Origin of the sequence: Bacillus sp. RO1, from assembly GCF_012524115.1 — a bacterium.
Lineage (GTDB): Bacteria > Bacillota > Bacilli > Bacillales > Bacillaceae_I > Sutcliffiella_A.
Map to the genome: position 1 here is coordinate 1 of NZ_JAAZWB010000021.1, position 14,499 is coordinate 14,499.

General features: G+C 39.9%; 12 protein-coding genes. 1 reads left to right on the forward strand and 11 read right to left on the reverse strand.

The features are described from left to right. The coding region (locus HC179_RS21315) for an IS3 family transposase (RefSeq protein WP_168862685.1) at nt 1-82 on the forward strand (82 nt) is incomplete at its 5' end. Nucleotides 83-432: 350 nt separating this feature from the next. Here HC179_RS21315 and HC179_RS01050 read toward each other — a convergent pair. From HC179_RS01050 to argJ, 11 genes are all read right to left on the reverse strand, one after another. Continuing rightward, nucleotides 433-1,284, reverse strand: coding sequence for a CAP domain-containing protein (locus tag HC179_RS01050; protein ID WP_240948434.1), 852 nt, complete (start codon nt 1,282-1,284; stop codon nt 433-435). 103 nt (nt 1,285-1,387) lie between these two features. Continuing rightward, a complete protein-coding gene (locus HC179_RS01055; protein ID WP_168862657.1) occupies nt 1,388-2,344 on the reverse strand; it encodes a Gfo/Idh/MocA family protein in 957 nt (318 codons plus the stop codon). A 174-nt stretch (nt 2,345-2,518) separates the two neighbouring features. Next, complete coding sequence (locus HC179_RS01060) at nt 2,519-3,040, reverse strand: type 1 glutamine amidotransferase domain-containing protein (protein ID WP_168862658.1); 522 nt, start codon at nt 3,038-3,040, stop codon at nt 2,519-2,521. 62 nt (nt 3,041-3,102) lie between these two features. Next, entirely contained in the window at nt 3,103-4,494 is a 1,392-nt protein-coding gene (argH, locus tag HC179_RS01065; RefSeq protein ID WP_168862659.1) for an argininosuccinate lyase, read from the reverse strand. A gap of 237 nt (nt 4,495-4,731) precedes the next feature. Next, a complete protein-coding gene (locus HC179_RS01070) occupies nt 4,732-5,943 on the reverse strand; it encodes an argininosuccinate synthase (RefSeq protein ID WP_168862660.1) in 1,212 nt (403 codons plus the stop codon). A 66-nt stretch (nt 5,944-6,009) separates the two neighbouring features. Continuing rightward, nucleotides 6,010-6,984 (reverse strand): ornithine carbamoyltransferase, encoded by a 975-nt coding sequence (gene argF, locus HC179_RS01075; protein ID WP_168862661.1) that lies wholly within the window; start codon nt 6,982-6,984, stop codon nt 6,010-6,012. Continuing rightward, on the reverse strand, nt 6,969-10,193 hold the full coding sequence (gene carB / locus HC179_RS01080) for a carbamoyl-phosphate synthase (glutamine-hydrolyzing) large subunit (RefSeq protein WP_168862662.1): 3,225 nt from the start codon (nt 10,191-10,193) through the stop codon (nt 6,969-6,971). The genes argF and carB overlap by 16 nt, the downstream gene beginning before the upstream one ends. After that, nucleotides 10,183-11,256 carry a carbamoyl phosphate synthase small subunit gene (locus HC179_RS01085; protein ID WP_168862663.1) on the reverse strand — a complete coding sequence of 358 codons (1,074 nt, stop codon included), beginning with the start codon at nt 11,254-11,256 and terminating at the stop codon, nt 10,183-10,185. The genes carB and HC179_RS01085 overlap by 11 nt, the downstream gene beginning before the upstream one ends. Next, nucleotides 11,249-12,412 (reverse strand): acetylornithine transaminase, encoded by a 1,164-nt coding sequence (locus tag HC179_RS01090; protein ID WP_168862687.1) that lies wholly within the window; start codon nt 12,410-12,412, stop codon nt 11,249-11,251. The genes HC179_RS01085 and HC179_RS01090 overlap by 8 nt, the downstream gene beginning before the upstream one ends. 25 nt (nt 12,413-12,437) lie before the next feature. Continuing rightward, nucleotides 12,438-13,235 carry an acetylglutamate kinase gene (argB, locus tag HC179_RS01095; protein ID WP_168862664.1) on the reverse strand — a complete coding sequence of 266 codons (798 nt, stop codon included), beginning with the start codon at nt 13,233-13,235 and terminating at the stop codon, nt 12,438-12,440. Nucleotides 13,236-13,248: 13 nt separating this feature from the next. After that, complete coding sequence (gene argJ / locus HC179_RS01100) at nt 13,249-14,484, reverse strand: bifunctional ornithine acetyltransferase/N-acetylglutamate synthase (protein ID WP_168862665.1); 1,236 nt, start codon at nt 14,482-14,484, stop codon at nt 13,249-13,251. Nucleotides 14,485-14,499: the final 15 nt, after the last annotated feature.

Below are 14,499 nucleotides of genomic sequence, written 5' to 3' on the forward strand. Positions count from 1 at the left end.
CATTCATTTTTATAATCATGACCGTTATCAAAAACGATTAAACGGTCTTAGCCCTTTAGAATACAGGGCTAAGACAGCTTAGTCTTGTTTTATTATTTCAAGTGTCTACTTGACAGGGGGCAGTTCACCATGAGGACCTCTCTTCTCCTCTTTCCTCGTCCCTGAGGTCTTCATCACCACCATGAGGACCTCTCTTCTCCTCTTTCCTCTTCCCTAAGGTCTTCATCACCACCATGAGGTCCTCTCTTCTCCTCTTTCCTCGTCACAGCGGTCTTCATCACCACCATGAGGACCTCTCTTCTCCTTTACTTCTCATCATCGAGGTCTTCATCACGACGATCATATCAAGCATTACCCTAATGATTATTCCAGAACTTTCTAAACAAAAAAAGCAAATCTAACCATAAGATTAAATTTGCTTCAATATGTTACTTATTTACCGATAAACATTTGTGTCCAATAATTTCCTTCTTCTACATAACCAACACCGATATGTGTGAAATCTGGAGTAAGAATGTTTTTACGGTGTCCTTCACTGTTCATCCATGCCTGAACTACCTCTTCAGGAGAACGTTGACCCATTGCAATATTTTCACCGGCAGTATTATAAGAAATACCGTAGTCTCTCATCATATCAAATGGAGATCCATGAGTTGGACTTGTATGAGAAAAGTAATTGTTGGCTTGCATATCTTTGGATTTATCACGAGCAACGTTGCTTAATGAAGCATCAGCTTTAAGATCTGATAATCCATTTTTGCGGCGCTCCGCATTAGTTAGCTCTATAACTTTCATTTCTGTTTCAGAAATTCCTTCTGTTGACTCTTCAGCCTGTTGTTGATTTTCATCTGCTGGTTCTTCTGCAGGTTGATTCTCAGGAGGTGCAGCTTGTCCGCCTTGTGGAGCTTGTTTTTGTTCCGGCTGAGCAGGTGCAGGTTGTCCTTGTTGACCCTGAGGTATTTCTTGCTGGAATTTGTAAATAGCGAATGGTCCTTCTTGCTGGAATTTCTCAAAATGCGGGAACTTTTCACTTGGTATTGATGTGCTGAAAGAGTTTTGATCAATTGTTAAGAATCCATTGTTGATTTCTTGGACATCTGCACTTTGACCCATCCCACGAGCATCATTTCTTACATGAGTGATTCCATTGTCATTATCATTATCAAGAAAAGCCGTGTTGTTGTTATCCATATTTTCATTATCGTTAGTAGCACCATTGTTACAACCGACCATTAAAGATAATGCAAAAGCAGTAATTATCGTTACCTTCATAAATTTCTTCATCGTACATCTCCTTTTCATCATTAATACGTTTTTAGTTTTGCAATTTCACTTAAAAGTATTATTGGTAATAATGATAAAAAAGAGATAAATTTGGTAACGTTCGTTATCGAATAAGTTGTTCTAAAACACGTTGAACCTGTAAACCTTCTTCAAATCCAACAAGAAAGGCCTCTTCATTATTTAACTTGTTAACAAAATGTTCGACCAAGCTGCTATTTGGACTTACTAATTCGGAGTCTTTCATGTCTTGCCAAGTTTCACCTTTATTTGCTAATTTCACCTTTCTCCAGTTAATTAAAGAAAGGCTCTGATTTTCCCCATGTATGGTAAAAGCTATTTCTTCATTTTCTGCTTGCCCTGCAAGTCCATCAATTAGAACACTGACTCCATTTTCAAGCTTAAGCATTGCAATGATGCCTTGCTCACTTAATTGGGGATCAGAAGGGTAATCAACATAACTTTTGACTTCTTTTACAGGTCCAAAAAAATGGAGAATCAATTGAAGGTAATGTGGGGAGATTTCTCTGATGAATCCCCCTTGTTTTCTGGAAGCTATCCAATTTGTTTGTTGCCAAGGTCTTGGCCACTGGTCAAAGTGCATTTTTAAGGTAATGCGCTTTATTTTTCCGAATGAGTCTTTGTTTACATAATCCTCTATTGTTGCAAATGCTTTTTCATATACAAGAGGAAAATGCATGGCATGAGCTAAACCAGATTTCTCTGCAGCACGTAGCATAGCTTCTGCTTCTTCCTCAGAATTGGCAAGTGGCTTTTCACAGAGAACATGTTTATTGTGTTGAAAAGCGAACATGACAACCTCATAATGCACTGCTGGTGGAACCGCGACATAAACAAAATCAATTTCTTTCAATTGAATAAGTTCTTTGTAGTCAGAAAAGTAAGATATATCACCGCATTCAATGGCTGTTTCTTTTGCCAAGGATTCATTATAATCGCACACTGCGGCGATTTGAGTATTTTCGTTGTTTTGAAATGCTGAGATTAGCCGTTGGCCCACCACACCTAGCCCAACTACTCCAACTTTATATGTTTTTTTCAATGTTTCTCCCCCTACGGTAGCTTTAACAATTGATTTCCGTCCCAGGCTCTTCGCATTCTATGGGCGGTCCGGAAGCCTCCTCACTTCGTTGAGAGGTCTTCCTTGTCCCTTCCTCCCATAGGAGTCTTGCGCCTTCCACTGCAATCAATTTGGTTTAACATAATCTCTATCTATTTAGTCGGCTAATACTTGGATGAATTCTCTCATGTAGTCTGGAAGGTCAGGTGGTCTTCTGCTGGAGATGATATTACCGTCAACAATTACTGCTTCGTCGACCCACTCTGCTCCGGCGTTTATCATATCGTCCTTAATTCCAGGTGTACTGGTTACTTTTTTCCCTTGAAGTATCTTTGCTGATATAAGCACCCAGCCTGCATGGCAAATTTGACCGATTGGTTTCTGTTGCTCATCCATAGTTCGAATAAATGTTAGAATATCCTCATATCTACGAAGTTTATCTGGTGACCATCCTCCAGGGACCAAGATGGCATCGTAATCTGCTGGGTTTGCATCGTGAAAAGATATGTCGGATTCAATCGGTACGCCATATTTTCCGATGTAGGTCGTTCCTGCTTTTTCCCCCGCAATGACCACTTCTGCACCTTCTTCACGCAAACGTAGAACGGGATACCAAAGCTCCAAGTCCTCAAAATCGTCACTAACCAATTGAATTATTTTTTTGTTATGTAATTTCAATAAAATACCCTCCTTCACAATAATATAACTCCATTGTGAACGAGGGTTTGCCGTTTTGCAAATTATGAAGTTGGTACAGAATCATATATTAGCTGCTCTGCTAATGCTAACTGGCTTTCTACTTGTTCGAAGGATGTACCACCTTCACTTTTCCTTGCACCCACCACGTGTTTTGGCTGAAGCAACTGGAAGATATCATCTGAAAATAAGGGGGAAAATTCCCTATACTCTTCTAGCGATAATCCTAAAAGGTATTTGTTCTGGTTAATCGCATAAAGTACAATTTTACCGATAATTTCATGAGCCTGTCTAAATGGCAAACCTTTGGTCACTAAATAATCGGCAATATCTGTAGCATTTGAAAAGTCTTGAGATACCGCTTCATACATCTTATTTTCGTTTACAGTCATCGTATGGATCATAGGTGCCAATAGTTTCAGGGAACCAACGACCGTTTTGACTGTATCGAACATCCCTTCCTTGTCTTCCTGCATGTCCTTGTTGTAAGCCAATGGCAACCCTTTTAGGACTGTCAAAAGTCCAACGAGATTTCCATAAACTCTCCCCGTTTTGGCTCGAAGCAATTCCGGTACATCCGGGTTTTTCTTTTGAGGCATAATACTTGACCCTGTACAGAAAGAGTCGTCTAGTTCAATGAATTGGAATTCCTGACTTGACCAAATGACCATTTCTTCTGATAAGCGTGAGATGTGTGTCATGATAAGTGATGCATGAGATAGAAACTCGACGATAAAATCACGGTCACTGACTGCATCCATGCTGTTAGGGTATACTTTATCAAATCCTAATAAGGAGGCGGTCTGTGCTCGATCTATCGGGAAGGTAGTGCCCGCCAAGGCACCCGCTCCAAGTGGTGACCAATTGATTCGCTTTAGGCTGTCTTGTAGACGCTCCTTGTCACGTTCAAACATCCAGAAATATGCCATCAGATGGTGAGCAAATGACACAGGTTGGGCGCGTTGCAAATGCGTGTAGCCAGGTAAAATCGTTTGCACGTTTTCTTTAGACTTTATTAAGATGGAACTTTGTACATCCGTCAGTAATGATATGATCTTTTCTGTTTGTTTTTTTAGATATAAGTGCATATCCGTTGCCACTTGGTCATTGCGGCTTCTTCCAGTGTGAAGTTTTCCTCCTACCGGACCTATTTCATCTATTAACAGTTTTTCAATGTTCATATGAATGTCTTCATGTGCAACGGAGAATTCGACTTCGCCTGCATTTATTTTGTTTTGGATTACTTGGAGTCCATGTTGAATTGTTTTTGCGTCGTCTTTTGGGATGATGTCGCAGTCACTTAGCATTTGGACATGTGCCATGCTTCCTTTGATATCTTCTAGTGCGAGTTCACTATCAAATTCGATGGATGCTGTGAACTCTTCTACAAGTTTGTTTGTTTCTTTTGTAAATCTTCCACCCCAGAGCTTTGTCATCTTGATGCCTCCTCTTTTTTAGTGTAATTTGTGATAACCATGTTGATTGTAGTGGAAGGTGCCCAGACTCCTCGAAAATGCTAGCTCATTTTCTTCGTGCGATGAAAAGCTGCCGAAGCCTTCCTAGTCCTTCGGGAAGAAGGGACAAGGGAGACCCCCTGAAGCGTTGAGAGGAGGCTCCCGGACCGCCCGTGGAAAGCGAAGCGCCTGGAACGGAAATCAACAGTTAACGTATCATTACAATGTCACCTTTTCTGTGTTATGGATTTCTGCGTAAACTTTTGTAGGAAGTCCCCATAGTTTGATGAAGCCTACTGCTGCGTTATGATCAAACATATCCCCTTTGGAATAGGTTGCAAGCTCTTCATTGTAAAGGCTGTATGGCGATTGGCGTCCAACTACTGTATGATTGCCTTTTTGGAGTTTCACTCGAATTTTTCCTGTTACATTTTTCTGTGTCTCTTCAATAAATGCCCCAAGAGCGTTTACTAAAGGAGAATACCATAGACCTTCATAAATGACCTTGGCCATTTGCTCATCAATAGAAGCTTTAAACTGGCTAACTTCTCTTGGAAGGGTCAAGAACTCAAGTTCTTTATGTGCTTGAATAAGGATAAGGGCTGCAGGGTTCTCGTATACTTCTCTTGATTTAATTCCTACCAAGCGATTTTCAATATGATCGATTCTTCCGACCCCATGCTTTCCACCGAGCAAATTTAATTCCTCAATAAGATCAACGAGGCCCATTTGCTTTTCATTTAAAGCAACAGGTATACCTTTCTCAAAGCTAATTTCTAGGTATTCTGGCTGATCTGGTGTCAGTTCAATCGGATTAGTCCAATCAAAAGCTGCTTCTGGTGCTTCATTCCATGGATTCTCCAAGACCCCTGCTTCACATGCTCTTCCCCATATATTGGCATCTATGGAGAAAGGATTATCCAGATTAACTGGAATTGGAATATTATGTTTCACAGCATATTCGATTTCCTCATCTCTTGTCATTCCCCACTCACGAACAGGCGCAATGACTTTTAAATTAGGATTTAGCGCTTGAATGGAAACTTCAAAACGGACTTGATCGTTCCCTTTCCCAGTACAACCATGTGCCACTGCCACCGCTCCCTCTTCCTCTGCTACTTGTACAAGCAGCTTTGATATAAGTGGACGAGACAATGCAGATGATAACGGGTATTTACCTTCATACATCGCATTCGATTTTAATGCAGGGACAATATAATCTTTGGCAAGCATCTCTTTTGCATCAATCATAATAGCTTTGATTGCACCCACATCGAGAGCCTTTTGTTTGATTGACTCGAGGTCCTTACCCTCACCAACATCAAGACCCAGTGCAATGACATCATAGCCATATTTCTCTTGTAACCATTTAACGGAAACAGAAGTATCAAGTCCACCTGAATAAGCTAAAACCACTTTTTCTTTCTTCATGTCAATTCCTCCTCTAGTATAAAAATCTAAGTTGTTGTATTTTTATACATTTAAGTGTAAAAAAATTTAGTTACCTAACAAAGCCTTCAAAATGGCTTTTTGTGCATGAAGTCTGTTTTCTGCTTCATCAAATACAACAGAATGAGATCCATCAATTATTTCAGCCGTTACTTCTTCTCCGCGGTGTGCTGGCAGGCAATGCAAAAAGATAAAATCATCCTTAGCATGTTTGCAAAGCTCACTGTTTACTTGATAAGGCGCAAATTCTTTAAGTCTTGCTTCTGTTTCTGCTTCTTGCCCCATGCTGGTCCAGACATCTGTTACGACTACATCCGCATCCTTGATCATTTCAACAGGGCACTCTCCGACCTGAATAGACGAACCTGTTATAAGTGCCTCCTTCTGCATTGCAGTGAGAATGTCAAGATCGGGTACAAACCCAGTAGGACAAGCTATGGAAATATCCATGCCTACTTTTACTGCACCTTCTATCAAAGAATGAGACATATTATTGTTTGCATCTCCCAAGTAACATAACTTTAAGCCTTTTAGCTTCCCTTTGTGCTCCTTGATGGTCAAAAGATCTGCCAAGACTTGAGCTGGATGATGGGAATCAGTTAGACCGTTAATTATTGGTACGTCTGAATGATATGCAAATTCCTCTAATATTTGATGCTCGAAGGTGCGTATCATCAATCCGTCTACATAACGGGACAAAACCTTTGCTGTATCTGCCGGGGACTCTCCTCGCCCTAATTGAATATCATTGGAGCTTAGGAATATTGCATGACCACCAAGTTGCAGCATGCCGACTTCAAACGATACTCTTGTTCTTGTAGAAGCCTTTTCAAAAAGCATAGCAAGCACTTTACCTTGCAAAAACGGGTGAGGTATTCCCTCTTTTTGATATTTTTTTAGTTTCATAGCATCTTCTAATAAATAATGAATGTCTTCTTGTGAAAAGGATCCAAGTGTCAAAAAATGAGATTGACTAACATGATAGGTCTCCTTGTTCGTTTCCCATTTTAGTACACTTTGCATAAATATTCAACCTCTCTCTTTTTATTTTTTATATAATCATTTATAGTTTGATAATGTTGTTGTAAATTATCGTTCAGCATGATGGCTTGTTGAGCGGTTTCTAAACATGTAAAAGTTTTTATTCTGTTCATGGTGCATAATGCGCGGTACATTGCTCCATTACGTAACTGATCTCTTCCAATGGTAGGTATGATGATTGCCGCAACAAACTTCTCCATTTTTAATGTGATGTCTATTTCCTTTTGCAAAATGGTACTCACTTTTATGTTATTTTCTTTTAAGAAATCAGCTGTCCCTTTTGTTGCAATGATAGAAAATCCTTTGTTCACAAGTTCCTTCATAAGTGGAAGAGCATTTGTCTTTTCACGATCTGCAATGGAGCAAAAAATCATATTTTCTTCTTGCATGAGCGAGAATGGGCTTTTTTTCCCAAGGAACAATGCTTTACTCATCGCCTCTTCTAAAGTCATTCCAAGTCCGATAATTTCTCCAGTAGACTTCATTTCAGGTCCTAAAACATGATCCACGTCCTTTAGTTTAGCATCCGAAAAGACAGGTGCTTTGACCGTCCAAAAACCAGGATCCTCTTTTAGGCCACTTTGACTGAGTTTCTCACCCAATTGCGCTCTAATTGCCAGTTCTATCATTGGTACATTCGTAACTTTACTAACAATAGGGACTGTTCTGGAAGCCCTTGGATTTACTTCTAAGCAATAGATAATGTCTCCGGATATGACAAATTGGATATTGGCAATTCCAACTATTTTTGCAGCCTGACAAATTTTCCTTGTGTACTCGATTAGTCGTTCTTTCACTTGTTCTGACAGGGAAATCGGTGGAAGAACGGCAAGGCTGTCACCTGAATGGATTCCTGCCTTTTCAATGTGTTCAAATATTGCTGGGATATATATTTTATCTCCATCTGATATTACATCCAGTTCACATTCAAGACCCGGAACATACCGATCGACCAATAAAGGCCATATGGTGTCATTATTTTGGTGTGTTTGGCTGAATTGATTTAATTCTTTTTCATTAAAAAGTGTATACATGGATTGCCCACCTATCACATAAGATGGACGCACCAATACAGGATAACCGATAGTATTAGCTGCTGCCTGCAATTGGTTGTGGTGATCCACCATCATCCCATCAATATGGGGAATACCAACTGATTCCAATAAAGAATAGAAGTGTGATCTGTCCTCAAGCTTGTCAATTGATTCGATGCTCGTTCCTGCTATTTTGACACCATTACTTTTTAGCCCTTCAGCAAGGTTGATGGCAGTCTGACCACCAAATTGAATAAAGACCAGATCAATCTTTTCCTTTTGAATAATGGGTAAAATATCTTCTACTGTAATGGGTTCAAAATAAAGTTTATCAGCCACCGAAAAGTCAGTACTGACTGTTTCAGGGTTGTTATTTACGACTATGGTTTCATATCCTGCTTTCTTCAGGGCTTTTACTGCATGAACTGAGCAATAATCGAACTCAATTCCTTGACCGATACGGATTGGACCGGAACCTACAATAAGTGCTTTTTTGTTATGACTGACTTCTACTTCATCCCCTCCATTGTAAGTGGAATAGTAGTAAGGAGTTATAGCCTCAAATTCAGCTGCACACGTGTCAACTAGTTTATAGGAGGGAAATATATTGTAATCATTCATAAGGAACGCTAATTCTTCATAGTTGCAACCTAACAAGGCACTCAGTCTGTCATTACTGATATTATGACGTTTTGCTATTTTTAAAGTCTCAAGGGGTAATGTATCCAAACTATTGTTTGAAATGACTTTTTCGAGCATTGCCATTTGTTGTAGTTTATGAAGGAACCATTTATCAACAGAAGTCATCTCATGTATGGACTCCAATGAAACACCTTTTCTAAAAGCGTGTGTGATGGCAAAAAGTCTTAAATGCGTTGGCTCCTTGACTAATCGCAACCATTGAGCCTCTTCCATATTCTCTATTACAGGATGTGTAATCCCGTTTAATTTCATCTCCAAAGATCGTAGCCCTTTATTCAAAGCTCCTTCAAAGGTACGGTCAATCGCAAGTACCTCACCAGTTGCCTTCATTTGAGTACTTAGGGTTGAATCCGCTTCAGGAAATTTATCAAATGGAAACCTTGGTAACTTCACTACAACATAATCAAGTGCAGGTTCAAAGGAAGCATACGTAGAGCCTGTAATTGGATTTTTAATTTCATCCAGGTGGTAACCTACTGCACACTTGGCTGCCATTCTTGCAATCGGATAACCGGTTGCCTTTGATGCAAGAGCGGATGAACGGCTTACCCGAGGATTCACCTCGATAATATAGTAATCGTCTGACTGTGGATCCATAGCAAATTGGATATTACAGCCTCCGACAATCTTTAAGTTTCTGATAATTTTTAAACTTGCATTTCTTAGTAGTTGAAATTGTCTATCAGTTAATGTTTGGGATGGAGCCACTACAATAGAGTCTCCAGTATGAACGCCTACCGGATCAAAATTTTCCATGTTACAGACGATGATGCAAGTATCGTTTTCATCACGCATCACCTCGTACTCCACTTCTTTCCAGCCTTTTATACTTCTTTCCACTAATACTTGACCTATGGGACTCAGGCTTAATCCTTTTTTCAGTATGGTTTCAAACTCTATATTGTTATATGCAAAGCCCCCACCTTCTCCGCCTAAGGTGTATGCCGGTCTGATGATAAGCGGGTAACCGATTTTCTTTACAAATTGAAGGCCTTCTTTTAGAGAATGGACAATTTGGGATTCTGGAACTGGTTCATTCAACTCCATCATCAGTTTCCGAAACAGTTCTCGGTCCTCTCCTTGTTGAATAGAGTGAACGGATGTTCCAAGGACTGAAACATTATGTTTTTCCAAGATATCTTTGTCCGAAAGCTCTACTATCAGGTTCAATGCCGTCTGTCCGCCAAGCGTTCCAATAATTCCATCAGGCTGTTCTTTTTCGATAATTTTCTCTAAACTTTCCACTGTTAAAGGTTCCATATAAACGTGATCTGCAATATCAACATCAGTCATGATGGTCGCAGGATTGTTGTTTACGAGGACCACTTCTATCCCCTCTTCTTTAAGAGCAAGGCAAGCTTGTGTTCCAGCATAGTCAAACTCAGCTGCTTGACCGATGACAATCGGTCCTGACCCGATTACCAACACTTTTTTTATTGTTTTGTTAAATGGCATAAGACATTACTCCTATTTTCTCATGGATGAGTGTTAAAAATTTTTCAAATATATAATTGGTATCCTGCGGTCCAGGGTGTGCTTCCGGATGAAATTGAACACTTAAAGCAGGAAAATTTTTAAGTTGAAGGCCTTCCACTGTGCCATCGTTGATATTTTTATAGGTAATAGAAAAGACTTCTAGATTAATAGAATCTTCTTTTACGTTATAGCTGTGATTTTGAGACGTGATATACACTTTCCCTGTTGCAAGATCTTTGACAGGGTGATTGCCGCCTCTATGTCCAAAAAGCAATTTTTCTGTTTTTGCACCAAATGCCATAGCTAACAATTGATGGCCAAGGCAGATTCCTAGCGTTGGCAATTTTTCTGCAATCTTTTTTATTTTTGGCAAGTGACTCTTCAAAACTTCTGGATTTCCAGGACCATTACTTAATAACACACCATCAGGTTGAAGAGTCTCTACTTCTTCTAGGCTTGTGGTAAAAGGCACAACTGTTACCTGACAATTTGCATGAAGCAAAGCTTCTAATATTGACTTTTTATAACCATAATCCAGTAGAACAATATGAGGACCTGCCCCAGGATAGTTTTTTATTTTTGGAGTGGACACCATTTCCACCCAATTTTCTGGAACTATTACATCGGGGAAGTCTTTTATAGAGTCAGTAATAAACCCTTTCACCGACCCCCGTTTTCGAATCGTTTTAACAAGCTCTCTTGTATCCACATTACTAAGTCCACTGATTCCCATTTTTTCCAAAAGTTCAGGTGCTGCCACCTCAGAAGAGTAATGATTAGGCAAGTAACAAGCCTCTCCCATGACTACACCTTTTGCATAAATGTTTTGGGCTTCATAATCTTGTGGGTTAAAGCCATAGTTTCCAATTAACGGATAACAAAAAACGATAATTTGGCCTGCATAAGAGGGATCTGACATGATTTCCTGATAACCAGTCATACTGGTGTTAAAAACCACTTCCCCTATCGCATCCCTTTTATTTCCTATTAAAGTACCCGGGAAAACTTCCCCTGTCTCTAAAACTAAATATCCATTATCCATGTTCTTCCTCCCTGTATTGCTTTAGTACCTTAATGAATTTTTGAACAAAAGAGACCACTTCACCTTGTGAGATTGTGAGAGGTGGAAGCAGTCTTACCACGTTTGGACCCGCACTTAAAAGTAATAGCTTTTCTTCTATTGCCAGTTTGACTATATCAATTGCGTTACCATTTATCTCTAAACCTATTAACATACCCTTTCCCCTTTTTCCTTTGATAAAGGAAAAGTCATCTAGTAAGCTTTCAAGCTGTGAATGCAGGAAATGGCTTTGTTCTGCAACATTTTTCAAAAAGTTTTCTTCGCTTATTATGTTTAAAGTTTCAATTCCTGCAGTACATGCTAACGGGTTCCCGCCAAAAGTACTTCCATGCATTCCAGGTTTAATGGCAGCAGCGACCTCTTCTTTAGCAAGCATCGCGCCAATCGGAAAACCAGAGCCGAGTCCTTTGGCTAGTGTCATGATATCTGGTTCTACATCGTACTGTTCATATAAAAAAAGGCTTCCTGTACGCCCCATTCCCGTTTGCACTTCATCGACGACGAGTAGAATTTCTTTTTCCTTACATAAAGAAGCTAGTTTCTTAACCCAATCAGGTTCTGCCGGGACCACTCCACCCTCGCCTTGAAGAAGTTCAAGCATGACAGCTGTTGGTTCCAGTTCTCTTATGGTTTGGAGAGATTGGTAATCGTTATAAGGAAGATGGATAAACCCTTCTAGCATAGGTTCAAATCCAGACTTGATTTTATCTTGACCTGTTGCAGCCACTGTAGCCAAGGTTCTTCCGTGAAAGCTTTGCTGAAAAGTAACAATGCTAGCTTGCTTTTTACGATTGTTATTAGCCAGGGCTCTTACAAGCTTAATAGCAGCCTCATTTGCCTCTGCACCGCTATTACAGAAAAAAACCTGATCAAAGCAGGATTTTTCCACTAGTAGGCGAGCAAGTTCTTCCTGTTTTGGAACGTGATAAAGGTTGGACGTATGCCAAAGATCAGACAGTTGTTTTTCAAGAGCCTTTTGAACTTCAGGGGGACAATGGCCTAAATTGCAGGTTGCTATTCCCGAAGTGAAATCGAGATACGCTTCATTCTTGTCAGACCATACATATGTTCCTTTACCTTTTTGGATTGATAAAGGCAGCCTGCTATATGTATTCATTATTGGTGAGTATTTAGTAGCAGATTTAGACACTTTTCTCCATAACCTCCTCAAGATAGAATGATGTACCTGCACCTGTAAGGTTCAATGCAAACTGGGTTAAGGCATCCCTTGTAGTTCCATTGATTATTCCAATTTTACTCACCCCTTTTGATAAGCATTGAATGGCAGCCTCTACTTTTGGAATCATCCCACCGGTAATTTGATTACTTTCTATTAAGCTAAAAACTTCTAAATCTGATAACTTAGACGCGACAGAGTCTCCTACATGCACTCCATCAACATCAGTGATCATGCAAAGCGGCGCACGGAATGCCGTTGCAACAGCAGCAGCTGCCATATCCGCATTAATGTTGTAGTGCTGGCCGTCTGTATCAACAGCAACTGGTGAGATAATTGGAATAATCTCTTGTTGCATGATTGGAAGTAATAGTTCTTTATTAACAGCCACAATTTCGCCAACTAACCCTAGCTCCTCTGTATTGGCAACCGGTTCTGCGATAAGAAACTTCCCGTCTACTCCACTTAAACCCATAGCATTACCGCCTGCTTTCATTACTTGACGGACAAGATGCTTGTTCATCGATCCTGACAAGACCATTTCCACTACTTCCAATACAGGTTCCGTCGTTTTTCTTAAACCTTTTACGAAAGTGGTTTCCACATCTAAGGAGGACAAAATAGTAGAAATAGAAGGTCCCCCACCATGAACTACAATGGGTTGAATTTGATGCTTGTTTTTTAATTCCACTAATTCAGTAAAAAAAGAGGGGGAAAGTTTCTCCATTGTACTGCCCCCACATTTTATTACGAATATTTTCATAATCTGGCCTCCTTCAAGTTCGATAAGATGCATTGATTCGTACATAATCGTAGGATAAATCACAACCCCATGCCGTAGCATTTTCGTTTCCGGCATGAAGATCTACAGTAATTTCAATTTTTTCATTCTTCAAATAGGATTTGGCTTCCTCTTCACAGAATGAAACAGGCATACCATCTTCAACAATTAAGACAGGTCCAATCTTTAATTTGATTTTTTCCGTATTGATCGTAATCCCGCTATAACCCACTGCTGACACTATTCTGCCCCAGTTTGGGTCCTGACCAAAAACCGCCGTTTTCACCAAGCTTGAGCCGACAATGGATTTTGCAATTACTTGTGCATCGTTAACCGTTTTGGCACCGTTTACTTGTACTTCAACTAATTTTGTTGCACCTTCCCCATCTCGGGCTATTTGTTTAGAGAGTGATTGACACACTATGTGAAGTCCTTCTTTGAAAAGAGAATATTCAACGTCATCTATTGTCCATGGTTCATTTCCAGCCATCCCATTTGCCAACACAAGCACCATGTCATTTGTACTTGTATCTCCGTCCACGGTAATCATATTAAATGTCTCTGCCGTTACTTCTCTTAAAGCTTGTTGCAATAGTTCATGATGAATATTGATATCTGTTGTGACAAACCCAAGCATGGTTGCCATGTTTGGATGAACCATTCCCGATCCCTTTGCTGCTCCTGCTATTGTGTATACCTTATTTTCTGTTTCTAACTGAAGACATATATGTTTCGTAAATGTGTCTGTAGTCAGAATGGCTTCTTCAAATGAAGGAGCATCATAATTAACAACCGTTGATATCGATTCCACCCCTGTAACTAGCTTGTTCATTGGAAGTTGTTCCCCTATGACTCCTGTGGAAATAACTGCAACATCGTCCTCTCTAAGACAGGCTTTCTCGGCAAACATTTCTCTCATTTTATAAGCGTTTTGTAAACCTACTTTACCTGTACAAGAGTTGGCATTACCGGAGTTAACAATGACTCCTTGAAGAGTTCCGTTAGTGTTGATGCTTTCTTGTGATACTTTAAGCGGTGGTGCCTGAAATTGATTGGTTGTGTAAACTGCTGCAGCTGTTGCTGGAACTTCACTATAAATCCAGCCCAGGTCTTTTCGTTTACGTTTTATTCCGCAGTGCAGGCCACCGGCTGAAAAGCCTTTGGGAGTACAAATATTTCCTTGTTCCAAAGCAATCCATTTTCTATTGTTTGATAATATTTCCAATTTCATATTCTCACCTCTTTT

What these genes read in the sequence shown, in the direction of transcription:
- HC179_RS01050 (WP_240948434.1), bottom strand. Translation starts at nt 1,284, where the DNA reads ATGAAGAAATTTATGAAGGTAACGATAATTACTGCTTTTGCATTATCT.
- argH (WP_168862659.1), bottom strand. Translation starts at nt 4,494, where the DNA reads ATGACAAAGCTCTGGGGTGGAAGATTTACAAAAGAAACAAACAAACTT.
- HC179_RS01070 (WP_168862660.1), bottom strand. Translation starts at nt 5,943, where the DNA reads ATGAAGAAAGAAAAAGTGGTTTTAGCTTATTCAGGTGGACTTGATACT.
- argF (WP_168862661.1), bottom strand. Translation starts at nt 6,984, where the DNA reads ATGCAAAGTGTACTAAAATGGGAAACGAACAAGGAGACCTATCATGTT.
- carB (WP_168862662.1), bottom strand. Translation starts at nt 10,193, where the DNA reads ATGCCATTTAACAAAACAATAAAAAAAGTGTTGGTAATCGGGTCAGGA.
- HC179_RS01085 (WP_168862663.1), bottom strand. Translation starts at nt 11,256, where the DNA reads ATGGATAATGGATATTTAGTTTTAGAGACAGGGGAAGTTTTCCCGGGT.
- HC179_RS01090 (WP_168862687.1), bottom strand. Translation starts at nt 12,412, where the DNA reads ATGAATACATATAGCAGGCTGCCTTTATCAATCCAAAAAGGTAAAGGA.
- argB (WP_168862664.1), bottom strand. Translation starts at nt 13,235, where the DNA reads ATGAAAATATTCGTAATAAAATGTGGGGGCAGTACAATGGAGAAACTT.
- argJ (WP_168862665.1), bottom strand. Translation starts at nt 14,484, where the DNA reads ATGAAATTGGAAATATTATCAAACAATAGAAAATGGATTGCTTTGGAA.